The sequence below is a fragment of the Gordonia sp. CPCC 206044 genome (genome assembly GCF_048537895.1).
Classification (GTDB): domain Bacteria; phylum Actinomycetota; class Actinomycetes; order Mycobacteriales; family Mycobacteriaceae; genus Gordonia.
In genome coordinates this window covers 1-22,953 of the sequence record NZ_JBCLVL010000018.1, presented here as the reverse complement: position 1 = coordinate 22,953, position 22,953 = coordinate 1, and the positions used below count along the sequence as shown (strand labels likewise).

The 22,953-nt window shown below is 67.0% G+C and carries 20 protein-coding genes; 9 read left to right on the top strand and 11 right to left on the bottom strand.

Annotated elements, in window-relative coordinates; all coding sequences use genetic code 11:
• Window positions 1-44: 44 nt before the first annotated feature.
• The 3 genes from AAFP35_RS22765 to clpS are packed head-to-tail and all read right to left on the bottom strand — an operon-like array spanning window position 45 to window position 2,085.
• Window positions 45-1,142 carry a P1 family peptidase gene (locus AAFP35_RS22765; protein ID WP_419223940.1) on the bottom strand — a complete coding sequence of 366 codons (1,098 nt, stop codon included), beginning with the start codon at window positions 1,140-1,142 and terminating at the stop codon, window positions 45-47.
• Between the two features lie 25 nt (window positions 1,143-1,167).
• Window positions 1,168-1,743: a DUF2017 domain-containing protein gene (locus AAFP35_RS22760; RefSeq protein ID WP_419223939.1), complete on the bottom strand. Its 576-nt coding sequence runs from the start codon at window positions 1,741-1,743 to the stop codon at window positions 1,168-1,170.
• Window positions 1,744-1,764: 21 nt separating this feature from the next.
• Window positions 1,765-2,085, bottom strand: coding sequence for an ATP-dependent Clp protease adapter ClpS (gene clpS, locus AAFP35_RS22755; RefSeq protein WP_419223938.1), 321 nt, complete (start codon window positions 2,083-2,085; stop codon window positions 1,765-1,767).
• A 21-nt stretch (window positions 2,086-2,106) separates the two neighbouring features.
• Here clpS and AAFP35_RS22750 point away from each other — a divergent pair, with 21 nt between their 5' ends.
• The 5 genes from AAFP35_RS22750 (at window position 2,107) to glgB (ending at window position 10,399) form a co-directional block, all read left to right on the top strand.
• Complete coding sequence (locus AAFP35_RS22750; RefSeq protein WP_419223937.1) at window positions 2,107-3,426, top strand: nicotinate phosphoribosyltransferase; 1,320 nt, start codon at window positions 2,107-2,109, stop codon at window positions 3,424-3,426.
• The gene (locus AAFP35_RS22745; protein WP_419223936.1) at window positions 3,419-4,018 is read left to right on the top strand and encodes an isochorismatase family protein; all 600 of its coding nucleotides are present in this window, start codon (window positions 3,419-3,421) and stop codon (window positions 4,016-4,018) included. The genes AAFP35_RS22750 and AAFP35_RS22745 overlap by 8 nt, the downstream gene beginning before the upstream one ends.
• Window positions 4,015-6,102 carry an ATP-dependent DNA helicase gene (locus tag AAFP35_RS22740; protein WP_419223935.1) on the top strand — a complete coding sequence of 696 codons (2,088 nt, stop codon included), beginning with the start codon at window positions 4,015-4,017 and terminating at the stop codon, window positions 6,100-6,102. The genes AAFP35_RS22745 and AAFP35_RS22740 overlap by 4 nt, the downstream gene beginning before the upstream one ends.
• A gap of 63 nt (window positions 6,103-6,165) precedes the next feature.
• Window positions 6,166-8,166 (top strand): maltotransferase domain-containing protein, encoded by a 2,001-nt coding sequence (locus tag AAFP35_RS22735; RefSeq protein WP_419223934.1) that lies wholly within the window; start codon window positions 6,166-6,168, stop codon window positions 8,164-8,166.
• A 7-nt stretch (window positions 8,167-8,173) separates the two neighbouring features.
• Complete coding sequence (gene glgB, locus AAFP35_RS22730; RefSeq protein ID WP_419223933.1) at window positions 8,174-10,399, top strand: 1,4-alpha-glucan branching protein GlgB; 2,226 nt, start codon at window positions 8,174-8,176, stop codon at window positions 10,397-10,399.
• A gap of 44 nt (window positions 10,400-10,443) precedes the next feature.
• Here the strand turns inward: glgB and AAFP35_RS22725 are convergent, their stop codons facing one another.
• The 5 genes from AAFP35_RS22725 to AAFP35_RS22705 all read right to left on the bottom strand — a co-directional run bounded on the left by AAFP35_RS22725 (window position 10,444) and on the right by AAFP35_RS22705 (window position 14,603).
• Window positions 10,444-11,343 carry a tetratricopeptide repeat protein gene (locus AAFP35_RS22725; RefSeq protein ID WP_419224010.1) on the bottom strand — a complete coding sequence of 300 codons (900 nt, stop codon included), beginning with the start codon at window positions 11,341-11,343 and terminating at the stop codon, window positions 10,444-10,446.
• 73 nt (window positions 11,344-11,416) lie between these two features.
• Window positions 11,417-12,559 carry an MFS transporter gene (locus AAFP35_RS22720; protein WP_419224009.1) on the bottom strand — a complete coding sequence of 381 codons (1,143 nt, stop codon included), beginning with the start codon at window positions 12,557-12,559 and terminating at the stop codon, window positions 11,417-11,419.
• Window positions 12,560-12,639: 80 nt separating this feature from the next.
• The gene (locus AAFP35_RS22715) at window positions 12,640-12,945 is read right to left on the bottom strand and encodes a thiamine-binding protein (RefSeq protein WP_419223932.1); all 306 of its coding nucleotides are present in this window, start codon (window positions 12,943-12,945) and stop codon (window positions 12,640-12,642) included.
• Between the two features lie 12 nt (window positions 12,946-12,957).
• Window positions 12,958-13,317, bottom strand: coding sequence for a DUF3817 domain-containing protein (locus AAFP35_RS22710; RefSeq protein ID WP_419223931.1), 360 nt, complete (start codon window positions 13,315-13,317; stop codon window positions 12,958-12,960).
• A gap of 47 nt (window positions 13,318-13,364) precedes the next feature.
• Window positions 13,365-14,603, bottom strand: a complete 1,239-nt coding sequence (locus tag AAFP35_RS22705; RefSeq protein WP_419223930.1) for an acetyl-CoA C-acetyltransferase — start codon at window positions 14,601-14,603, stop codon at window positions 13,365-13,367.
• Window positions 14,604-14,686: 83 nt separating this feature from the next.
• On the opposite strand from AAFP35_RS22705, the gene mce reads away from it, so the two are divergent.
• Both mce and AAFP35_RS22695 read left to right on the top strand, forming a co-directional pair.
• Entirely contained in the window at window positions 14,687-15,172 is a 486-nt protein-coding gene (gene mce, locus AAFP35_RS22700) for a methylmalonyl-CoA epimerase (RefSeq protein WP_419223929.1), read from the top strand.
• A 62-nt stretch (window positions 15,173-15,234) separates the two neighbouring features.
• Window positions 15,235-16,296, top strand: a complete 1,062-nt coding sequence (locus AAFP35_RS22695) for a hypothetical protein (RefSeq protein WP_419223928.1) — start codon at window positions 15,235-15,237, stop codon at window positions 16,294-16,296.
• A 36-nt stretch (window positions 16,297-16,332) separates the two neighbouring features.
• Here AAFP35_RS22695 and nucS read toward each other — a convergent pair whose 3' ends face one another.
• Genes nucS through AAFP35_RS22680 form a run of 3 tightly spaced genes read right to left on the bottom strand, consistent with a single transcriptional unit; the run spans window position 16,333 to window position 19,782 of the window.
• On the bottom strand, window positions 16,333-17,016 hold the full coding sequence (gene nucS, locus AAFP35_RS22690) for an endonuclease NucS (protein ID WP_419223927.1): 684 nt from the start codon (window positions 17,014-17,016) through the stop codon (window positions 16,333-16,335).
• Between the two features lie 34 nt (window positions 17,017-17,050).
• On the bottom strand, window positions 17,051-18,505 hold the full coding sequence (glsA, locus tag AAFP35_RS22685) for a glutaminase A (protein WP_419223926.1): 1,455 nt from the start codon (window positions 18,503-18,505) through the stop codon (window positions 17,051-17,053).
• A complete protein-coding gene (locus tag AAFP35_RS22680) occupies window positions 18,502-19,782 on the bottom strand; it encodes a GAF domain-containing protein (protein ID WP_419223925.1) in 1,281 nt (426 codons plus the stop codon). The genes glsA and AAFP35_RS22680 overlap by 4 nt, the downstream gene beginning before the upstream one ends.
• Before the next feature lie 163 nt (window positions 19,783-19,945).
• On the opposite strand from AAFP35_RS22680, the gene AAFP35_RS22675 reads away from it, so the two are divergent.
• Both AAFP35_RS22675 and AAFP35_RS22670 read left to right on the top strand, forming a co-directional pair.
• Window positions 19,946-21,796 carry an NAD(P)-binding domain-containing protein gene (locus AAFP35_RS22675; RefSeq protein WP_419223924.1) on the top strand — a complete coding sequence of 617 codons (1,851 nt, stop codon included), beginning with the start codon at window positions 19,946-19,948 and terminating at the stop codon, window positions 21,794-21,796.
• Window positions 21,797-21,945: 149 nt separating this feature from the next.
• Window positions 21,946-22,824, top strand: coding sequence for a universal stress protein (locus AAFP35_RS22670; protein ID WP_419223923.1), 879 nt, complete (start codon window positions 21,946-21,948; stop codon window positions 22,822-22,824).
• Window positions 22,825-22,953: the final 129 nt, after the last annotated feature.

The window sequence follows — 22,953 nt, the reverse complement described above, 5'->3', positions numbered from 1 at the left end:
CGGTGCATCGTCGGTGCCGTGTGCATCCTCGGCGCGGTAGCTCGTCAGTGCACGGCCGAGGGCAACACGTCGCGATAAGCGGGCACCCCGGCGACCGACTCGGCGGCGAGTACTGCCTGCACGATGGCGTCCCGGACGACCCCCGCCGCGGCTCGGCAGACCTCGGCGAGCACTGCGACGTCGGGGTTCATCCCGCGTGGCACGGCAAGCGGGGATCCGGGCACCGGCGACTGGACCGGTACGGCACCGGTGGAGACCGCGAAGATCGTGTCACCGTCGAGCGGCGAGTGCGCGGGCGTGATGGCCCGCGCCAGTCCGTCGTGTCCAGCCATGGCCACCCGACGTGTCGAAGCCGGGTCCAGTTCCGCGTCCGTCGCAATCACACCGATGGTGGTGTTGAGCACGGTCTGCTTGGCCGACAAGGCGGTCAGGTGTGCGATCTCGTCCGCGACGGGAGTGCCGAGCCGGTACCTCACCATGTCGTCATCGGTTGCGCCCCAGGGCAATCCGGTCGTGGGGTCGATCACTTCCCCCACCGGGTTGGCCACCACGAGTGCGCCGACGGTCACGCCCGCGGCAGGTCCCGACTCCAACCAGACCGACGCGGTACCGACGCCGCCCTTGAGGGGGCCGGCCCGCGCGCCTGCTCCGCCACCGACACTGCCGACGGCGACGTCCGGGGTGACCGCGGCCAGCGCGGCCAGGCCGAAGTCGGCGTCCGGGCGGTTCTCCCATGCCCCCACCGGGAGGTCGAAGATGACGGCCGCCGGCACGATCGGCACCACATGACCGCGATCGTCCATGGACAGTCCCGCGCCGGCACGTTCCAGTCCCGTCATCACCCCGTCGGCGGCGGCCAAGCCGTACGCGCTACCGCCTGTCAGCACGATCGCGTGGGCCGTCTGCACCGTGTTGACCGGGTCCAGCAGGTCGGTCTCGCGGGTGCCCGGCCCACCGCCACGCACATCGACCGCGCAGACCGCGCCCGGGGCGCTGATCCGGACCACCGTGGCGCCGGTGGCCCAGCCCCGACCGGGTTCGTCCCCGGCGACCCGGGCATCGGGATCCACACGGTGGTGGTGTCCGACCTCGATCCCGGCCACATCCGTGATCCGGTTACCCGGCGGCGCGATCAGCGTCATCGATCGTCCTCCCGCGGTTGCGTGTTCACATCAACGACTCGACGAGGAGCTCTTGCATCACGGTCAGCCAGTGGTAGACGTCGAGATGCGCCGCATACGGATGATCGGGTGGCAGCTGATCCGGCGTGTCATCGGTGATCGCGAGCATCGCGCCGAGTGCCAGCCGCACGTCGTTGAGCGCCGTCAACCAGCTCATCGCCTGGTCTTCGGTCAACGCCAACTCGCCGCCACCGCTGGGCAACGTGTCCAACACGACCTGGCTCGCAGCGAGCTTCGCGGAGATGATGTGCGGTTCGTGGACACTGCGCAGCGCGGCGTTGAGGTTGCCGTTGACCACGTCCGCGGCCAACTCGCGGTCTTGGTCCGGACGATGGAAGTCGGGCAACAGCCTGCCCAGGGTGGCATCGTTCGGGGCGTCCGTGTGACCGGTGCGGATACCGGTGACCTCGGAGAGATCGTCGCGAGGTGCGCTCGATTCCCGCTCCACGAGCAGCTCACGCATCGACGTCACCATCGATGCGAGCAGTTCGGACTCATGGGGGTCGAGTTGCGAACAGATGCGCATACCCGCACCTCGGCCCTTGCGTTTCCAGGTACGCACGATGTCGGTGTGTCTCCCCGTTCAGGTGTCCCGCTGCATGGTGGCCCAGAGCCCTGCGGCATGCAGTTTCCGGACGTCGGATTCCACCTTGTCACGGTCGCCGGAGGACACCACCGCCTTGCCCTCGGTGTGAACCTGCATCATCAGGTGGTTCGCCTGGGATTCCGAGTACCCGAAGATCTTCTGGAAGATGAACGTGACGTAGCGCATCAGGTTGACCGGGTCGTCCCATACGATCGTCACCCACGGACGATCGAGAGCCGCCGCGCCGTCGGCGACAGCGGGTTCGGCGACCGCTGTCCCTCCGGGGGTAGCCTCGTGCGCACGAGATTCAGGCGCCATAAGACACAAGGGTAGGCCATCGTGACCACAGAGAACACCGCCCTGCTGACCGATCAGTACGAGCTGACCATGGTCTCGGCAGCACTGCGTCATCCGATGGCGCACCGGCAGTGCACCTTCGAGGTGTTCGCACGCCGTCTGCCCGACGGCCGCCGCTACGGCGTGGTCGCCGGCACCGGCAGGATCCTCGACGAGCTGGCGCGATTCCGATTCGGTCCCGACGAGTTGGCATCGGTGAGCCGATTCCTCGACGACGACACCGTCGAGTGGTTGCGCGAATACCGCTTCTCCGGCGACATCGACGGTTATCGCGAAGGCGAACTCTATTTTCCCGGTTCGCCCATCCTCACCGTCCGTGCCGGGTTCGCCGAGGGGGTCCTGCTCGAGACGCTGATCCTGTCGATCCTCAACCACGACAGCGCCATCGCGTCGGCGGCGGCGCGCATGGTGAGCGCAGCGGGCTCGCGCCCGATCATCGAGATGGGGTCGCGGCGCACCCACGAGCGGGCCGCGGTGGCCGGGGCCCGCGCGGCCTACCTCGCCGGCGTCGCGGCGACCTCGAACCTGGAGGCCGCACGCACCTACGGTGTGCCCAGCGCAGGCACCGCCGCGCACGCGTTCACCCTGGGTTTCACCGGGCCAGACGGCCCGGACGAGAAGGCGGCCTTCGCCGCCCAGATCGAGGCCCTCGGCATCGGCACCACCCTGCTCGTGGACACCTACGACATCACCCGCGGAGTTCGCAACGCGATCGAGGTGGCCGGCCCCGAGCTCGGTGGAGTGCGCATCGACTCCGGCGACCTCGGGGTGCTGGCCCGGCAGGTGCGCGATCAGCTCGACGACCTCGGTGCGCCGAACACCAAGATCGTGGTGTCCGGAGACCTCGACGAGTACGCCATCGCATCACTGCGCGCCGAACCGGTGGACACCTACGGGGTCGGTACCTCGCTGGTGACCGGCAGCGGCGCACCCACCGCGGGCATGGTCTACAAACTCGTCGAGGTCGGCGGACTACCGGTCGCCAAACGATCGAGCCACAAAGAATCCAAGGGCGGCGCCAAGACTGCGATTCGCGCCGCACGTTCGACGGGCACCATCGTCGAAGAGATCGTCTATCGCGCCACCGACGACGCGCCGTCCACGCGTGGACTCGACGCCCGTCCGCTGCAGATCCCGCTCGTGCGAGGCGGTGATCCCGTCGACGGACTACCGACTCTCGACGAGGGACGCGCGCACCTCGCCGACGCGTTGGTCAGCCTGCCATGGGAAGGTCTTGGTCTGTCCCACGGCGACCCGGCCGTGCCCACCCGCTATCTACTCGGTGAGGATCGAGATGTCTGAGCGACCGGCCAAAGACCAGGCCCTCATCGTGGTCGACGTACAGAACGACTTCTGTGAGGGTGGCTCGCTCGGTGTGAACGGCGGCGCCGCGGTCGCGGCCGCGGTCAACACCATCGTCGGCGAATACCGAGCCGTGGTCGCCACCCGCGACTATCACATCGATCCGGGAGATCATTTCTCCGACGACCCGGACTACGTGAACTCCTGGCCGCCACACTGCCGGGTCGGGACCGACGGCGTCTGGTTCCACCCGTCCTTCGACGCGACGGCGGCGCAGGCGGTGTTCTCCAAAGGTCAGTACAGCGCAGCGTATTCCGGGTTCGAAGGTGCCGACGAGAACGGCACCGGCCTCGCCGCGTGGCTCTCCGATCACGGTGTCACACGGGTCGACGTGGTCGGCATCGCCACCGACCACTGTGTGCGAGCCACCGCCCTCGACGCCGTCGCCGCCGGATTCCACACCCGAGTCCTGCTGAATTTCACCGCTGCGGTGTCACCGGAGACATCGGCCACGGCACTCGACGCGATGCACGCTGCCGGTGTGGAGTTGGTGGGCGACCTGCTCTATGACGGCTCCGCACACACCGGATGAGCACGACACCACCGGTGACCGCGCTGCTCGACTCCGCGGTCACCGCCCTCGGCGGTAGCCGCCGCGACGGGCAGGTCCGCATGGCCACGGCGGTGGCCCACGCCATCGACACCGGAGAGCACCTGGCCGTACAGGCCGGAACGGGTACCGGCAAATCCCTGGCATACCTGATCCCGGCGATCCGACACGCCACGGAATCCGGTAAGACCGTGGTGATCTCGACCGCCACCATCGCGCTCCAGCGCCAGCTCATCGAGCGGGACCTGCCCCGCCTGGCGGCGGCCCTGCGGGAGCCACTCCACCGGGAGCCCACCTTCGCGATCCTCAAAGGACGCGGAAACTACCTGTGTCTCAACAAGATCCACAGTGGGACCGCGGAGGAGCCGGCCACCGAACTGTTCGACGCCTTCGAGTTGTCCCGGACGGGACGCGAGGTCACCAGACTGCGGGAGTGGACGTCGGACACCGAGACCGGCGACCGTGACGACCTCACCCCCGGCGTCTCGGACCGGTCCTGGCGGCAGGTCAGCGTGACCGCGCGCGAATGTCTCGGCGCCGCCAATTGCAGCTATGCCGATGACTGTTTCGCCGAGCGGTCCCGGCGCGCGGCCGGGCAGGTCGACGTGGTGGTGACCAACCACGCGCTGCTGGCCATCGACGCGATGAGTCCGGCGAGCATCCTGCCCGAGCACGACGTCGTGGTGATCGACGAGGCACACGAACTGGTCGATCGCATCACGTCGGTCTCCACCGCCGAGTTGTCGGCGGCGTCGATCACGCTGGTCGCCCGTCGCTGCGGCAAGCTCCTCGACGACGAGATCAGCGACGCCGTGTTAGGTGCGGGCGAACAACTCGGAGACGTCCTCGCCGAGATGCCCGCGCGGGAATGGACTCGCTTACCCTCTGGGATCCCGGAGACACTGGCGATGCTGCGTGACCGACTGTGGCAGGCGCGCAACGCGATCGGCCCGGTACGCACCCCGGGCTCCGGTGGTGACGACTCGGCGGCCGCGCGGTCGGCGGCGCTCACCTCTCTCGAGGAAACCCATGACACGGTGGTGCGTGTCATCGGCAACTTCGACCAGCCCGACGAGTCGAAACGTCATGACGTCGTGTGGGTTGCACACGATCGGGTCGGCAACGACACCCGCCCGATCCTGCGGATCGCGCCGCTCTCGGTCGGTGGTCTCCTGCGTTCGACCTTGTTCGCGCAGGCCACAATCGTGTTGACGTCGGCGACACTGACGATCGGCGGGAATTTCGACGCGCTCGCGGCCACCTGGGGCCTTCCGTCGGCGCGCCGGCGCGATGCCGGAGGTGCCGAGGGTACCGACCCCGATCCCCTGCCCGAGCCGGACATCGGCACGACGGCCACGGGCCTCACCACGCCGTCGGACCGCGCGCCCGTCCGATGGTCGGGACTCGATGCCGGCTCGCCGTTCGACTATCCGAAGTCCGCGATCCTCTATGTGGCTCGCCACCTTCCGCGGCCCGGTCGTGACGCCATCGCGCCGGCGACGATGGACGAACTCGCCGGACTCGTCGACGCCGCAGGTGGACGCACCCTCGGACTCTTCTCCTCGATGCGGGCCGCCAAGGAGGCCGCCGAGGCGATCCGTACGCGCATCGACCACCCGGTGCTGTGTCAGGGCGACGACGCGACGTCGGCACTGGTCCGCAAGTTCGCCGACGACCCGCAGACCTGCCTGTTCGGCACGCTCTCGCTATGGCAGGGTGTCGACGTCCCCGGGCCGTCGTGCACTCTCGTGGTGATCGACCGGATCCCATTCCCGCGACCCGACGATCCGCTGCTCACCGCCCGCCAGCGCGCCGTGGAGGCCCGCGGTGGCAACGGATTTCTCACGATCGCCGCCAATCACGCGGCATTGCTCCTCGCACAGGGTGCCGGACGACTTCTGCGGTCGACCTCGGACCGCGGGGTGGTCGCCGTTCTGGACTCCCGGTTGGCCACCGCCGGATACGGTGGATATCTGCTCGCGTCGCTGCCGCCCTTCTGGCGTACGACCGACGGTGATCTGGTCCGCTCTGCGTTGGGCAGACTGGCCGAGATCCCCTACGGTTGAGGACGGCAGCGATGCCGGCCGCGTACGCACTGAGTCGCGAGGTCTGACGAGAGGAGGCCCCGGGTGATCGGGCGGATGGGGATCGAAGATATCCAACCCCTGGTGTCGGCCGGACAGCTGCCGGCGAAAGCCGTTGTGGGTGAGTTGATCCCGATCAGCGCGACGGCCTGGCGCGAGGGACATGACGCACTCGGGGTGACTCTGCACGTGGATGGCCCCGGTCAGCGGTCGCTCGACATCCGGATGGAGCCGGCGAACACCCAAGACGCGTTCAACGCCGCGTTCGTCCCGGACACCGTCGGCTTCTGGGTGTTCCGCATCGAGGCGTGGAGCGATCCCTATGCCACCTGGCGTGACGCGATCGGCAAGAAGATCGCCGCAGGCCAGGGTGCGGCCGACCTCGCCAACGATCTCGAGATCGGCGCGCGGTTGCTCGCCACCGCCCGCGACCGGGTGCCGATCGAATCCCAGGAGACGCTCGACGACGCGATCCGTGGTCTGCGCGCGCGGCGGCGGCGTATCGAGAACCGGGTCAACCTCGCCATCTCCGCGGAGGTCGCCGATCTGTTCGCCGTCCACCCGGTACGTGAACTCGTCACCAAGTCCCGCTCGTATCGCATCTGGGTGGACCGCAGGCGCGCCCTCGTCGGCTCCTGGTACGAGATGTTCCCGCGCTCGACCGGCGGCTGGGACGGGGAGGGTCATCCGGTCCACGGCACGTTCCTCACCGCGGCCGATGATCTGCCGCGCATCGCCGACATGGGTTTCGACGTCGTCTACCTGCCGCCCATCCATCCCATCGGGATGATCAACCGCAAAGGCCGTGACAACACCCTGGTGGCCGGACCCGACGATGTCGGGTCACCGTGGGCAATCGGGTCCGCCGAGGGCGGCCACGACGCGATACACCCCGCGCTGGGCACCGTCGACGATTTCGCCTACTTCGTCAGCCGGGCAAGCGAACTCGGACTCGAGGTGGCCCTGGATCTCGCGTTGCAGTGCGCCCCGGATCATCCCTGGGCGCGCGAGCACCCGGAATGGTTCACGACGCTGCCCGACGGCACGATCGCATTCGCCGAGAACCCGCCGAAGAAATACCAGGACATCTACCCACTGAACTTCGACAACGACCGCAACGGCATCTACCGAGCCGTCCTCAAGGTCGTGCTGCACTGGGTCGGACTGGGCGTCAAGATCTTTCGGGTCGACAATCCGCACACCAAGCCCCCCAACTTCTGGGAGTGGCTGATCACCGAGGTCAAGAAACGCGATCCGGACGTGTTGTTCCTGTCCGAGTCGTTCACCCGCCCGGCACGGCTCTACGGTCTGGCTCGCATCGGATTCACCCAGTCCTACACGTATTTCACGTGGAAGACCCAGAAGTGGGAGCTCGAGGAGTTCGGCCGGGAGATCGCCGAGCACGCGGACGAGGCACGACCCAACCTGTTCGTCAACACTCCCGACATCCTGCACGCCAGCCTGCAACACGGCGGCCCAGGCATGTTCGCGGCACGCGCCGCGCTCGCGGCCACCCTCGCCCCGACCTGGGGCGTCTACAGCGGCTACGAACTCTACGAGCACGTGGCCGTCGCAGAGGGCAGCGAGGAGTATCTGCACTCGGAGAAGTACGAGCTGCGTCCGCGCGACTACAAGGCGGCCGCGAGCCGCGGCGAATCGCTCGAACCGTGGATCAGCAACCTGAATGCCATCCGTCGTCGTCATCCGGCACTGCAGCAGTTGCGCAACATCACCTTTCACCATCTCGACAACCCAGCGCTGATCGCGTATTCCAAATTGGACCCGGTATCCGGCGACCGCGTGGTCGTGGTGGTGAACCTCAATCCGTTCGGCACCGAGATCTCCACGCTCTGGCTCGACATGCCTGCGCTCGGCTTCGAATGGCAGGATCGATTCACCGTGACCGACGAGGTCACCGGCGACGAATACCATTGGGGCCAGGCCAATTACATTCAGCTAGAACCGTGGCGACAGGTCGCTCACATCCTCGCGCTGCCTCCGCTGGATCCGACCAGTGCCCGACGACTCGCCTACCGGACCCAGTGAGGTTGACGTGACCACGAGCCCGGACCCGTTCGCATCCGACCACGACCTGCGTCGCCTTTTCAACCTGACCCATCCCGATCCACACAGCTTCCTCGGGGCCCACGACGCCCCCGGCGGACACACGATCCTGCGCACGCTGCGGCCGGACGCGGTGTCGGTCGTCGCCGTGATCGGCGGGGTCGACCATCCGATGCATCATCAGAGCGATGACCTCTGGGTGGTCACCGTCCCGATCGCCGATCTGGTCGACTATCGCTACCGGGTCACCTATGGCAACGCCGACGGCACCACCACCAGCCATGTCGTGGCCGACGGGTACCGCTTCCTGCCCAGTCTCGGCGACCTCGACATCCACCTCTTCGCCGAGGGCAGGCACGAGTCACTCTGGGAGATCCTCGGCGCCCGCCCGATCAGCTACACCACTCCGGACGGGCAGGTGCGCGGGGTCGCCTTCTCGGTGTGGGCGCCCAACGCTCACGGCGTGGCAGTGATCGGCGATTTCGACAACTGGACCGGGCGACAGGCTCCGATGCGCACCCTGGGCAGCAGTGGGGTCTGGGAGGTGTTCATCCCGGACATCACCGCGGGCGAGCAGTACAAGTTCCGCGTGCACGGTGCCGACGGCGCGATACGGGACAAGGCCGACCCGATGGCCAGACGGACCAAGACACCACCGTCGACCGTCTCGGTGGTCGACGAGTCCACCCACACGTGGTCCGACGACGAATGGATCGCGCGGCGCAGCGCGAGCACCCCGGTCGACGAGCCGATGAGCGTATACGAGGTGCACCTCGGTTCGTGGCGGGCCGGACTGTCCTATCGTGAACTCGCGGAGCAACTCGGTGACTACGTGGTCGAGAAGGGTTTCACGCACGTCGAGTTCCTGCCGGTCGCCGAACATCCGTTCGGCGGTTCCTGGGGATATCAGGTCACGTCGTACTACGCGCCGACCGCACGATTCGGTTCGCCCGACGACTTCCGCCATCTCGTCGACCATCTGCACACACTGGGCATCGGGGTCATCGTCGACTGGGTGCCCGCGCACTTCCCGAAAGACGACTGGGCCCTCGCGAGGTTCGACGGAACGCCGCTCTACGAAGACGGTGATCCCATGCGTGGCGAGCAACTCGACTGGGGCACTTACGTTTTCAATTTCGGTCGCCGCGAGGTCCGTAACTTCCTGGTGGCCAACGCCCTGTACTGGGTGGCCGAGTTCCACATCGACGGGCTACGGGTCGACGCAGTCGCGTCGATGCTCTACCTCGACTACTCCCGCCCCGATGGCGGCTGGCGGCCGAATATCTACGGCGGACGCGAGAACCTCGAGGCGGTGCAGTTCCTGCAGGAGACCAACGCGACCGTGGCCAAGCACTTCCCCGGCGTCGTGACGATCGCCGAGGAGTCCACCGCATGGCCAGGGGTGACCCAGATGACAAATCTGGGCGGTCTCGGGTTCAGCTTCAAATGGAACATGGGCTGGATGCACGACACCCTCGGTTATCTGGGCCGAGATCAGGTGCACCGGAGCTTTCACCACCACGAGATCACCTTCTCGCTGATGTACGCGTGGACCGAGAATTTCGTGCTGCCGATCTCCCATGACGAGGTGGTGCACGGCAAGGGCACCCTCTGGGGACGGATGCCCGGCGACTCCTTCACCAAAGCCGCCGGCGTGCGAATCCTCCTCGCGTACATGTGGTCCCACCCTGGAAAGCAATTGCTGTTCATGGGACAGGAGTTCGGCCAGACCGGTGAATGGTCGGAGAGTCGCAGCCTGGACTGGCATCAAACGCAGGGTTGGGAGGGCGAATTGCATTCGGGAATCTCGGCCCTGGTCACCGACCTCAACCGCATCTACCGTGAGTCACCCGCCCTCTACAGCCAGGACGCAACGCCCGACGGCTACTCCTGGATCGACGCGAACGACACCGCCAACAACGTCATCAGCTTCCTGCGACACGGGGCGGACGGGTCGACGGTCGCCTGCCTGTTCAACTTCTCCGGTCTCGACCGCGACGACTACCGGGTGGGTCTACCCCAGACCGGGACCTGGACCGAGATCCTCAACACCGATTCGGCCGCCTACAGCGGAGCGGGCAAAGGCAATCTCGGCAGCGTCGTCGCCGACGGCCCGGGATGGCACGGCCGCATGACCTCTGCCCAGGTCATGCTGCCGGCCAACTCGGCGGTATTCCTCGCACCCGGTCCGTCCGTAGCGGGCTCCCCCGTCTGAGGGAACTCCCGGTTCAGTACCGGGCGGTTCACCAGGTGTAGGTGTCAGTAGAGCGCGGTCGCCAATTTCCGACGAGCCGACATCACGAAGGGTTCGGCCGGATCGAAGAGTTCGAACAGTTCGAGCAGGCGGGTGCGCGCACGGGTGCGGTCGTCGCCCGCGGTCACCTTGATGACCTCGATGATCCGATCGAACGCCGCGTCCGGTTGTTGCGCCAACAGCAGGACGTCGGCGGCGGCCAATTGGGCGTCGAGGTCGGCGGGCGCGGCGTTGTCGACGATCGCGGGATCGTGCGCCTGCGCACGCAGGACGAACTCGAGATTCCTTGCAGCCGAGGCTGCTTCGATGTTCGTCGGATCTGCCTCGGCGATCGCGCGATACGCGGCGAGAGCGCCCTCGAAGTCGCCCTGGTCGAGTTGCTCGGCGGCCGACACCATCTGCGGGTCCTCGGGCTCGGGCTCGGACTCACCGACGTCCACACCGGGTAGGGCATCACCGACCTGCCCGAGGATCTCCTCGATCCACGAGGAGATCTCCGCTTCCGAACGCACCCCGTTGAAAGCCGCGACCGGTTGTCCCTGCGCGATGGCCACCACCATGGGGATCGATTGCACGCGAAACGCCTGCGCGATGCGCGGATTGGCGTCCACGTCGACCTTGGCGAGCATCCAACGTCCGCTCGAACGGCCGGCCAGCGATTCGAGAACGGGTGAGAGCTGCTTACACGGCTCGCACCATTCCGCCCACAGGTCCACCACCACGAGCTGGCGCGTGGACCGGGCGAGCACCTCTGTCTCGAAACTCTCCTCGGTGACGTCGACGACGCCGGTTCCCGAAGGCGCACCGCCCGCGGTGTCCCCGGCCGGTGCCGCAGGTCGCTGTGCCTGCTGCCGTTGCGCGTCGGCGCGTTCCTTGAGTCCCGAGAGGTCGACTGCTCCCGACATGGCTACCGCTGCTTGTGCCTGCTGCCGGGCGGCTGCTGCCGCCTGCTGCCGATTCGTTGGTCGTGTCACATCTCTAGTGTGGCATGTCGCGCGGTGCGGGCCGACCGCTGTCACCGGCAGGTACGCGCACCACACCCGCTGCGGTCGCGGCAAACGCCAGGGCCACGATCGCCACGACCAACCCGACGGCCAAACTGCTGCGATTGCTGATGAACCCGACCACCGCGGGGCCTGCCAACATTCCCAGGTACCCGCAACCGACGACGAGCGAGATCGCGCGGCCGCTCGCCGTGGCGCTGAGGTTGCCGGCAGCGGTGAAGATCTGTGGGATGAGGCCGGCGAGCCCGACTCCGAAGACCGTCCAGCCGGCGATCGCCCACCCCGCAGACGGTGCGACGACCGCAACCGTGATCCCGGCCAGCCCGATCATCGCGCCGTAGCGGACCACCGATTCGGGCCCGATCGTCGCCGACACCCGGTCCACCCCGAATCGAGCGATCGTCATCGCGGCGCTGAACGCACCGAACGTGACGGCACCGATCGCCTCCGGGGTATCGAACGTCTCGACGATGTGCAGGGCGCTCCAGTCGTAGGCCGTGCCCTCGGCGAGCATGAGCGCGAAGGCCACCGCCGACATGAGTGCCAGGCGTCGCAGATCGATCCCGGTCCACCAGCGAGAGCCCTCGGGAACCGGTCGATCATCGGCGATCGGCGCACCGTCATCGATTTCCGGACCACGTTCCAGGTCCCCCATCACGCAGCCGATCACCACCAACCCGACCACCGTCGCGCCCGCCACCGTGGCTCGCACGTCCACATCGAGCCACAGCATCGACGCGACGATGCCCGAACCGACCAGGCTGCCGACCGAGAACCATCCGTGGAACGACGACATGATGGGTCGCCGGTACTCGCGTTCCACCCGCACCGCCTGTGCGTTCATGGAGACGTCGAGTGCCCCGTTGGCGAAACCGAAACCCGCCAGGGCCGCCGCCAGGCTTCCGGCCCCGGTGGCCGTGATCGGTGCGAGGATCAGCAGCGACAGGGCCGCCGCAGCGGCGACGGTCGTGGGGCGTGGACCCCATCGGTCGATGATCGGGCCACACACCTGCATCCCCACGAACGCCGCCCCACCGAGGAGTAACAGCAGGCCGCCCAACAGGTCGTGCGTGATGCCGGTGCGCTCGGCGATGACGGGGATGTGGGCCACCCACATCGCCGCGAGGAACCCGTTGAGAGCGAACACCGCCGAGACCGCGACGCGAGCCCGAACGGCACCTGCCGCTCTCGTCGGGGTCACGCGAGGTGCCGCTCGACCCGTTCCACCTTGCCCGACAGTTCACCTGTGTGACCGGGGCGGATGTCGGCCTTGAGTACGAGCCCGACTCGCGGGGCACGCGCGGCGACCGCATCTGCGGCTCGTTTCACCACGGCCATCACCTCATCCCACTCGCCCTCGATGTAGGTGAACATCGCGGTCGTCTGATGCGGCAGTCCAGACTCCCGGACGACACGAACGGCGTCCGCGACGGCAGCACTCATGCCGCCGTCATCGTCGACGGCGTCCCCACCCGAGGGGGTCAGGCTGAAGGCGACGATCACCGTGGCTCCTCGTCAGACGGCCAGCCGCTGGGATGTCGGCTCGTCGGACAACTCGGCGAGATGCCCGTTGCGCTGCGCCCACCACTCGAACACCAGGGTGCCGAACGGAGGGATGCTGGACACCAGCGCGAGGCCGGTGACCTTGACACCCCATCGCAGTTGCATGGCGGTGACCAAGGAGATCAGCACGAACGCGACGAACACGATGCCGTGCACCATTCCGGGCACGGCGACCGCCTCGGTGTGGCCCAGAACCCATTTGAAGAACATGGCTATCAACAGGGCGAGCCAGGTGATCGCTTCGAGGATGGCGACGAGTCGGAACCGTTTCGCCGGGGTGCGCAGATCCAGGATGTTCGACATGGTCTCCATTGTGCCGAAGAGACCACGTCTCTACGACTTTGTGTAGTAGAAGTCTCTCAACTCTTGGGCACGCGCACGATGAGGGCGTCGCCCTGACCGCCCGCGCCGCACAGTGCCGCCGCACCGATCCCGCCGCCTCGACGCTGCAGTTCCAGTGCCAGGTGCAAGGTGATGCGCGCGCCGGAGGTACCGATCGGATGGCCGACAGCGATCGCGCCGCCGTTGACGTTGACGATCGCCGGATCGACGCCGAGCTGACGAGCCGAGGCCAGGCCGACCGCAGCAAACGCTTCGTTGATCTCGATCAAGTCGAGATCGGCGGGCGTGACGCCGGCCCGGGCACACGCCTTCTCGATGGCGTTCGCCGGCTGCAGTTGCAGCGACGAGTCGGGACCGGCCACGACGCCGTGCGGACCGACCTCGGCCAGCCAGGTCACGCCCAGCTCGGTTGCCTTAGCCTTGCTCATCACGATCACCGCGGCAGCACCATCGGAGATCTGCGAGGAGTTGCCCGCGGTGATGGTGCCGTCCTTACGGAAAGCCGGGCGCAGTCCGCCCAGTGAGTCGGCCGTCGTGTCGGCGCGAATGCCCTCGTCCTCGGCGAAGACGATCGGATCGCCCTTGCGCTGCGGGATCGAGACGCCGACCACCTCGTCGGCGAAGAGACCGTTCTTCCAGGCCGTGGCTGCGCGCTGATGACTCTGCGCCGCGAACTCGTCCTGCTCCTGGCGAGTGAAACCGCCGCCTGCGACAGTTCCCGTCGACGCGCTCGCGCCGACGTCATTTCCCTGCTCGGTCAGCGCACCCATCGGCTGATCGGTGAAGGCGTCCCAGAGGCCGTCGTAGGCCATGTGGTCGACGAGCTCGGTGTTGCCGTACTTGAAGCCACCCCGGCTACCCGGCAGCAGATGCGGCGCCTGGGTCATCGACTCCTGACCACCGGCCACGACACACTCGAACTCCCCGGCGCGGATGAGCTGATCGGCGAGGGCGATCGAGTCGATACCCGACAGGCACATCTTGTTGATGGTCAAGGTGGGCACGTCCCAGCCGATACCTGCTTTGATCGCGGTCTGGCGCGCGGGCATCTGCCCGGCACCGGCGGTGAGCACCTGCCCCATGATCACGTAGTCGACCGCCGATGCCGGCACACCCGACTTGTCGAGTGCACCCTTGATGGCGATGGCACCGAGATCGACCGCGCTGAAGTCCTTCAACGACCCCATCAGACGTCCGAACGGAGTACGCGCCCCGGCGACGATGACCGTCGACGACTGTTCGGTGTTCGTGGACATGAAAGACCTCCAGCATTCGGGGGAAACCGCGCGGACCGAACGCCCGCTCTGTGCGCTTGTACCTCCAACGCTACCGTGGTGGCATGACCACCACAGCAACAGACCCCGGCGCGACCGCCCTCATCTCCGACCTCGTCGTCGCCGTCGATCACGCAGGTATCGCGGTCCCCGATCTGGACGCCGCCAAGAAGTGGTACCTCGATCACCTCGGTTTCGAGACCCTCCACGAGGAGACCAACACCGATCAGGGCGTCCGGGAGGCAATGGTCGGCCCGCGCGCGGCGGCCGAGGCCGGTGGCACCGTGATCCAGTTGCTCGCACCACTCGACGAGTCGTCGACGATCGCCAAGTTCCTCGATCGCAACGGTCCGGGTCTACAGCAGCTCGCGGTTCGCGTGACCGACCTCGACGAGGTCGTCTCCCGGCTGACGGCAGCAGGCCTGCGGGTGCTCTACCCGGAGGCACGGCGCGGTACGGCAGACTCGCGGATCAACTTCGTCCATCCCAAGGATGCAGGCGGCGTACTCCTCGAGTTGGTCGAACCGGCGTCCGGAGCCGCCGCGCACTGAGCGGTCGGCCCGCGGGGATTCCACAGGTCACCGACCCATCCCCCTGAGTTAGACTGTGCCGCATGTCAGCTCCCGCACCACGGCACCTCCCGTTCGCCATCGTGATGCGCGGCTTCGACCGCGAGCAGGTGGCAGATCATCTACGCCGGATGGACGCCGAATTGCGGGTGCTGGCCGCCGACCGCGATGCGGCCACCGCGAACGCAACCGAACTCGTCGCACACCTCGAAGAGGCGCGTAACGAGATCGAGGAGTTGCGCCGCGAGGTGGACAAACTGTCGGTGCCGCCCACCACCGCCCAGGGGATGAGCGAACGCCTCGGCCGGATGCTGCAGCTCGCCGCCGACGAGGCCTCCGAGGTCAGGGCCGAAGCAGCTGCCGAAGCCGCCGAGACCACGTCGGTGGCCCGCCAAGAGGCGCAGGCGATGCGCGACGACGCCGAGGCGGATGCCGAACGGATTCGCTCCGAGGCACAGGAACAGGCGCAGAAGACCACCACGGCGGCCGAGGAATGGGCACGCCAGACCCGCGAGAAGGCCGACGCCATCGAGGCCCAGGCCGCCCAGGACGCCGACGAAGCGGCAGAGCAGATCGCCGAACGCAAGGCCGCGATGGAGTCGGAGCATTCCGAGACCATGACCGCCGCGCGTGACGAGGCCCGCCGGATCGTCACCAAGGCAAAGGGCGAGGCGGCCGAACTCGAGCTGCAGAGTTCACGCACACGTCAGTCCGAACGCGAACGTCACGACGCCGACCTGGCGTCCCAGCGTGATCGCGCGCAGCAGGAGATCCAGCGGATGAAGGACACTGCCCACGAGATCGTGACCGAACGTCTCGCGCGCTCACGTGACCTCGCCGGCCAGGTCGATTCCGCGCGCAAACAGGTCGTCGATCAGCTCGAGCAGGTCCGTGTCCAGCTGACCAAGATTCCGTCGCAACTGCTCGATCGTCACGAGGATCTCGCCGACGTCACCGACAACGACGACATCGAATTGCTGAACCGTTCGCTGTCCCCGCAGTCGCAGATCAAGCGGTCGACCAAGAACGGCAGCAGCGTCAACGGATCGGCATCAGGATCGACTTCGTCAGGCTCGAATTCATCAGGGGCCCAGAACAACTCGTAACCTCCGACGGTCTGCCACACCCAGCCGTCGAGGGGTTCAGAACAGCCGGAACTCGGTGCTCTCGGCACCGCGCAACGCGTCGTAGTCCAGCACCAGACACCGAATCCCGCGGTCCTCGGCGAGCGTGCGTGCCTGGGGTTTGATCTGCTGCGCGGCGAAGACGCCCGCCACCGGGGCCAGGATGGGGTCCCGATTGAGCAGCTCCAGATACCGGGTCAGCTGTTCGACCCCGTCGATCTCGCCGCGCCGTTTGATCTCCACCGCCACCGTGGCGCCCTCTTCGTCGCGGCAGAGCAGGTCGACCGGCCCGATGGCGGTCATGTACTCCCGCCGGATCAGGGTGTGCCCCGCTCCCAGGGTCTCCACGTGTTCGGCGAGCAACTCCTGGAGGTGGGCCTCCACACCGTCTTTCACCAGCCCCGGATCGACCCCCAACTCGTGCTCGGAGTCATGTTCGATCGATGCGATGGTGATGCGCAGTTCCTCACCCGCCTTGTTGGTGACCACCCAGTACGCCTGCGCCTCGACGCCGTCGGGAACCGCCGACTCGGCCATCCAGCACGGCGGGCTCATCCAGTTCAGCGGCTTGTAGGCGCGATCATCGGCGTGCACGCTGACCGACCCGTCGGATTTGATCAGCAACAGCCGCTTGGCCATCGGCAGGTGTGCGGTCAATCGACCGACGTAGTCCACTTGGCATTCCGCAATGACGAGTCGCACGACGCCAGCTTAGCGATCACAGTGCGCCGGGCAATCACCCCACACCGAAGTCCTCGCCGTCGCCGTAACGTCTCTTCAGCTGGAACGCCTCGGCGTCGGTGACCGCATCCTCCAGCGACCCGTGGACATGCGGAAGGGTCGGATCGAATCCCCGAAGTACTTCGGGCACAGCGAGATCCGGGAGGATTCGATCATTTCGGTGTCGCTCCACGCTGGCGCGCACCACGCCGTCGGGGTCAACCAGCATGGCTCGCTGACCACGATCGTCGAGGGTGTGTTTGAAGCTGAGGATCATGGTCCGCGCCACCGGGTCGATGACGCCGATCCGGGAGATGTCCACGATCGCCACGTCGAAGAGTCCCAGGTCGGTCTCGAGTCGGCGCATCGCACTCTCGGCACCGGAGAAGGTCAGGTCGCCCTGTAGTTCGTAGACGCGGACGCGATCACGACAGGTGCGCAGATACCCCCGCTCGCGTTCGCTCCAGTCCGCGCTGACACCGAACTCGTCGATGTCGTAGACGGCGCGGATCGTCACCCGGCTCTCACGGGCCAGATTGAACATGTGCAGACCGAGATCGGTGGACAGATGGCGGCACGTGTCGATCCCGCGGACGCTGTTGCCGTGTGCGTCCAACCGGGGTGAGTAGACACCGATACCCAGCTGTCCCGGAAGGATCGCGAGGATGCCGCCACCGACCCCGCTCTTGGCGGGCAACCCGACAGACGACACCCAGTCCCCCGCCCCGTCGTACATCCCGCACGTCGTCATCACCGACAGGACTCGTTGCGCCACTTCCTGGTTGATCACTTCTCGCCCGGTACGGGGATTGACGCCGCCGTTGGCGAGGGTCGCACCGATCACGGCCAGGTCGTCGGTCGTCACCTGCAGCGAGCACTGACGGGTGTACAGGTCGAGGGCGGCATCGGGGTCGCAGTCGACCTCGCCGAAGCTGTCGAGCATGTACGCGATCGCACGGTTACGCGCGCCGGTGGCCACCTCGGATCGGTAGACGTCGGCGTCGAGGCTCAGTCGGCGTCCCGCACAGGCCGAGTAGAAGTCCACGATCTCGTCGAAGACCCGGTCGACCACCGACGCGTCGAACTCGCGCACCGGCGGTAGGAGCATCGAGGCGGTCAGGATCGCCCCGGCGTTGATCATCGGGTTCTTCGGCCGGCCCCGACCGTCGACGCTGATCTCGTTGAACGCCTCACCAGAGGGCTCCACCCCGATCTTTGCGTCGGTCTCGACGAATCCGACACGTGAGAGCGCCATGGCGTAGGTCAGCGGCTTGGAGATCGACTGGATGGTGAAGAGCGTCTGCGCATCCCCGTGCGAGTACACATGTCCGTCGTGCACCGACATCGACAGGCCATACCCCTCCGGGTCGACCTGCGCGAGTTCGGGAATGTAGTCGGCGGGCTCGCCCGACCGGTTCTGGGCGCAGACCGCCATGATGTGGTCGAGATATCCGTCGACGTGGGTGCTCACGTACCGAATGTAGGCGACCCGACCGCCCCGGACCGATCAGCGCCACACGTGGTCGTGGACGCCGCCGGGTGAACGCGCACGGTCACGCCGTCGACGAACCGGTACGGATTCGCGGCGAGCAGCCCACCGAGGTGTTTGCGCAGCCGCGACATCTCGGCCCGGACCGTGATGGTTCGATCGGGCACGCCGAAAAGTCGTGTCGACATCTCGGCCGCGCTGTACCCGCCCGGATTGCCTGCGAGCAGTGCGAGGATCTGCGCGTGCCGCGGGGACGGCTGCAGTGCCCAGGTGCCCGTGGCCCCGGACACCGCGAGACGTGGTGTCCGCGAGTCGCGGAGGTCGAGTTCGATCCGGGTGCCCGACGAGGCCGCAGTACCCACACGGACCAGCCAACCGCCGGGCAACGGTTCCAGATCGCACTCACCGAGGCCATGCAACCAGAGCCGCCCGGGCGCGGCGCGACTCGGCAGCATCACCCGCGCCCGTGGGGCAACGTCGTCGAGTGCCGCCACCCAGCCGTCGTGGTCGACGGCAACCGCCGGACCTCCGAAGCGGGCCAGCATCGGTGCGGCCACCGACCGCAGACGGTCGAGCGATTCCCGATGATGGTCACGGAGTCGTGACTCCGCGAGCTTCGCGACGGCGTCGACCAACGCCACCGTGGTGGGATGGATGGTGGCCGCCGGACCACTGACATCGACCACACCGAGCATCTCCCCGGTGCGCGGATCGCGGATCGGGGCACCGGCGCAGGTCCACGAATGATGGGTCCGGACAAAGTGTTCGGCGGAGAAGACCTGCACGGCCCGGCCGGTGGTCAGGGCGGTCCCGATGGCATTGGTACCGACGGAGTTCTCCGCCCAGTCGGCGCCCTCGACGAATCCCAGTCGATCGGCGCGGCGCAGGACTCCCGTCGAACCACTACGCCACAGCACCCGTCCCAGTGCGTCGGCCACCACCAGGATGTTGTCGCCATCGGCGATCACCGAATCCAACCCTCGGGTCAGGTCATCGAGAACCGCGTCCAGCCCCGACTCGTGCCGTCCGGTCTCGATCCCCGTGCGGTCGAGGCCGGGTATGCCGGCGCCTGCGTCGGGATCCACTCCGGCATCGAGCACCCGATCCCAGGAATCGCCGATGAGCGCCCTGGGCCGGGCAGGCATCTTCTCGCCGGCCATCGCCGCGTCGTACACGGCACTCAACAGTTGGGCGTACCGACGCGGGTCGTCGCCCGCGGAGACCGCGGGTTCGGGTCCGGCATCGCTCGGTTCGGGCACAGCCCGATTGTGCGTCAGATCACACGCGAACGAAAGTCTCCTGCACCAGTCGGCCCGGTCGCAACCGGATGCAACCCTTGCCGACCGGATGCGCGCAGCGGTGTGCTGTGGATCACACATCGGCGGACCGAACAAACACCGCCCCGTGATCGAGGAGGACCGCATGACGCAAACCCTGGAACCGTCGACCGACGACGACGTTCGGACGCCCGACCCGCAGCAGCGCGTCGATCGCTGGCTCGCCGATTTCGAAGCGGCACTCGCGGCCCGCGACATAGCGAGAGCGTGCGGCATGTTTGCCACCGACTGTTTCTGGCGCGATCTGGTCTCGTTCACCTGGAACCTCAAGACCGTCGAGGGCCGTGAGCAGATCGCGGACATGCTGACCCACCGCCTCGACGACACCGATCCGTGTGGATTGCGCACCAGCGAACCACCGACGGTCGACGACGATGTCGTGTCCGCCTTCATCGAGTTCGAGACGGCGACCGGGCGCGGCGTCGGGCACCTACGGTTGCGCCCCGACGACGAGCACGGCGGCACCGACACCGCCTGGACGTTGCTGACCACACTGCAAGAACTCAAGGGGCACGAGGAACCGAGCGGTCCCACTCGGGTTCTCGGCGCCGTACACGGATCCGACCCGGACCGTCGATCCTGGTCGGAGAAGCTGTCCGACGAGCAGAACGCACTCGGCCGCACGGTGCAGCCGTATGTGCTCGTCGTCGGCGGCGGTCAGGGTGGCATCGCGCTCGGCGCCCGTCTGCGTCAGTTGGGCGTGCCCTCCGTCGTCGTCGACCGGCACGATCGGCCAGGGGATCAATGGCGTCAGCGATACAAGACCCTCTGTCTGCACGACCCGGTCTGGTACGACCATCTCCCCTATCTGCCGTTCCCACCCAACTGGCCGGTGTTCGCGCCCAAGGACAAGATCGGTGACTGGTTGGAGTTCTACACGAAGGTCATGGAGGTGCCCTACTGGAGCCGCACGACGTGCCTGTCCGCCGAGTACGACGAGAACGCCGGGACGTGGGCCGTCGAGGTCGATCGCGACGGAGAGCAGATGACGTTGCACCCCACCCAGCTCGTACTCGCCACCGGCATGTCCGGTAAGGCCAACGTGCCCACGATCCCCGGACAGGATGTCTTCGCCGGCGAACAACACCACTCCAGCCGACATCCCGGTCCGGATGGCTACGCAGGGCGCAAGGTGGTCGTCATCGGCGCCAACAACTCGGCCCACGACATCTGTAAAGCCCTCGTGGACAACGGGATCGACACAACAATGGTGCAACGTTCATCGACTCACATCGTCCGGTCGGATTCACTGATGGAGATCGGACTCGGCGCACTTTACAGCGAGCAGGCCGTCGCGTCGGGGATGACGACCAAGAAGGCGGATCTCACCTTCGCCTCCTTGCCCTATCGCATCATGCACCAGTTCCAGATCCCCCTCTACGACCAGATCCGTGAGCGCGACAAAGAGTTTTACGACCGTCTCACCGCGGCCGGGTTCGATCTCGATTTCGGCGACGACGACTCCGGCCTGTTCATGAAATACCTGCGACGTGGGTCCGGCTACTACATCGACGTCGGTGCGTGCGAACTCGTCGCCGACGGATCCATCAAGCTCGCACACGGCGAGGTCGACCATCTCACCGAGGACAGCGTGGTGCTCGCCGACGGCACCCAACTCCCCGCCGACGTCGTCGTCTACGCCACCGGATACGGGTCGATGAACGGATGGGCCGCCGACCTGATGGGCCAGGAGGTCGCCGACCGGGTCGGCAAAGTCTGGGGCCTCGGCTCCGAGACGACCAAGGACCCCGGACCGTGGGAGGGCGAACAACGCAACATGTGGAAGCCCACGCGCCAACCAGGGCTCTGGTTCCACGGCGGCAATCTGCACCAATCACGTCACTACTCGCTCTACCTGGCCTTGCAGCTCAAAGCCCGCCTCGAGGGCATCCCCACCCCGGTCTACGGACTGCAGGAGGTGCATCACCTCAGCTGACGGCGCTGCTGGGCGCGGCCGTCTCGACGACACGCTCGTGGAGACGGCCGCGCCGCGGCGAAGCATCACCACGTGTTCCGCGCGCATGTTGAGATGATGGGGACGCACTGTTGGACGTCTCGTTCCCGACTGCACGATCGGAGTACACGATGAAGCTGCTCGTCGCCTACATCGCCACATCGGGCGGCGCCGATGCCGTCGCGTTGGGGGTCTGCCTCGCGCGAACCTTCCATGCGTCGGTGGACATCACCCTCGTGATCCCTCCGGACACGGCCTCGCATGCGGCCGACACCCCGGATTTCGCCGAGCTGCTCGAGGAACAGGCCCACCAGTGGCTCGATGAGGCGCGGGCCGCGGTACCCGACGACATCTCCGTACAGACTCACATCACGGTGGAGGAGAACGCGGCACACGGGCTCATCAAGGAGGTGGAGCGTCTCCGAGCCACCATCCTCGTCGTCGGCGGGTCCGGTGGGGGCATCCTCGTCGGCCGACATTCGCTGGGTTCGGTCGTCAACGATCTGCTCCACTCGTCGCCGGTCCCGGTCGCACTGGCGCCCAGCGGTTTTCGGTATACGGGCGCACCTCGCATCCGAGAACTCACCACCGCGATCGGCCGCCGGCCTGGCGCCGAGACCCTCATCGACACCGCCGCCCAGCTGGGAACCGCAGGTGACCTGCCACTGCGATTCCTCTCTCTGGTCTCCCGCGACGACATGCCCGGACACCGGTCGGCAGACGACGAACAACACGCCATGGAATCCGCGGTGACGCTGGCGCAGCAGGCTCTCGACACCGCGGGCTCACGCCTACCCGACAACACACCGATCACCACGTCGATCGCACAGGGCAAGAGCATCGAGGATGCGGTCGGCACCGTCGAGTGGCATGCCGGCGATGTGATCATGGTCGGTTCGAGCCGGCTCGCTGCACCCAAACGACTCTTCCTCGGCACCACCGCTGCCAAAATGCTCCGGGTGCTGGCCGTACCGATGATCGTCGTGCCCCGGCACGAGAGCGACGCATGAGAAATGGGTCTGGGTATGGCTCTGGCCCGGTATTCGATGGTGGTCGAATACCGGGCCGGGTCGTGTATATGAGTGTGGCCCCCGAATCGGTGATTCGGGGGCCACACTCGTACGTTGTGTTCGGCGGTG

Excerpts from the sequence above, each read along its gene's own strand:
- AAFP35_RS22765 (WP_419223940.1), bottom strand. The coding sequence starts at position 1,142 with ATGACGCTGATCGCGCCGCCGGGTAACCGGATCACGGATGTGGCCGGG.
- clpS (WP_419223938.1), bottom strand. The coding sequence starts at position 2,085 with ATGGCGCCTGAATCTCGTGCGCACGAGGCTACCCCCGGAGGGACAGCG.
- AAFP35_RS22745 (WP_419223936.1), top strand. The coding sequence starts at position 3,419 with ATGTCTGAGCGACCGGCCAAAGACCAGGCCCTCATCGTGGTCGACGTA.
- AAFP35_RS22740 (WP_419223935.1), top strand. The coding sequence starts at position 4,015 with ATGAGCACGACACCACCGGTGACCGCGCTGCTCGACTCCGCGGTCACC.
- AAFP35_RS22725 (WP_419224010.1), bottom strand. The coding sequence starts at position 11,343 with ATGTCGGGAGCAGTCGACCTCTCGGGACTCAAGGAACGCGCCGACGCG.
- AAFP35_RS22720 (WP_419224009.1), bottom strand. The coding sequence starts at position 12,559 with ATGTGGGTGGCCCACATCCCCGTCATCGCCGAGCGCACCGGCATCACG.
- AAFP35_RS22710 (WP_419223931.1), bottom strand. The coding sequence starts at position 13,317 with ATGGAGACCATGTCGAACATCCTGGATCTGCGCACCCCGGCGAAACGG.
- AAFP35_RS22705 (WP_419223930.1), bottom strand. The coding sequence starts at position 14,603 with ATGTCCACGAACACCGAACAGTCGTCGACGGTCATCGTCGCCGGGGCG.
- mce (WP_419223929.1), top strand. The coding sequence starts at position 14,687 with ATGACCACCACAGCAACAGACCCCGGCGCGACCGCCCTCATCTCCGAC.
- AAFP35_RS22695 (WP_419223928.1), top strand. The coding sequence starts at position 15,235 with ATGTCAGCTCCCGCACCACGGCACCTCCCGTTCGCCATCGTGATGCGC.
- AAFP35_RS22675 (WP_419223924.1), top strand. The coding sequence starts at position 19,946 with ATGACGCAAACCCTGGAACCGTCGACCGACGACGACGTTCGGACGCCC.
- AAFP35_RS22670 (WP_419223923.1), top strand. The coding sequence starts at position 21,946 with ATGAAGCTGCTCGTCGCCTACATCGCCACATCGGGCGGCGCCGATGCC.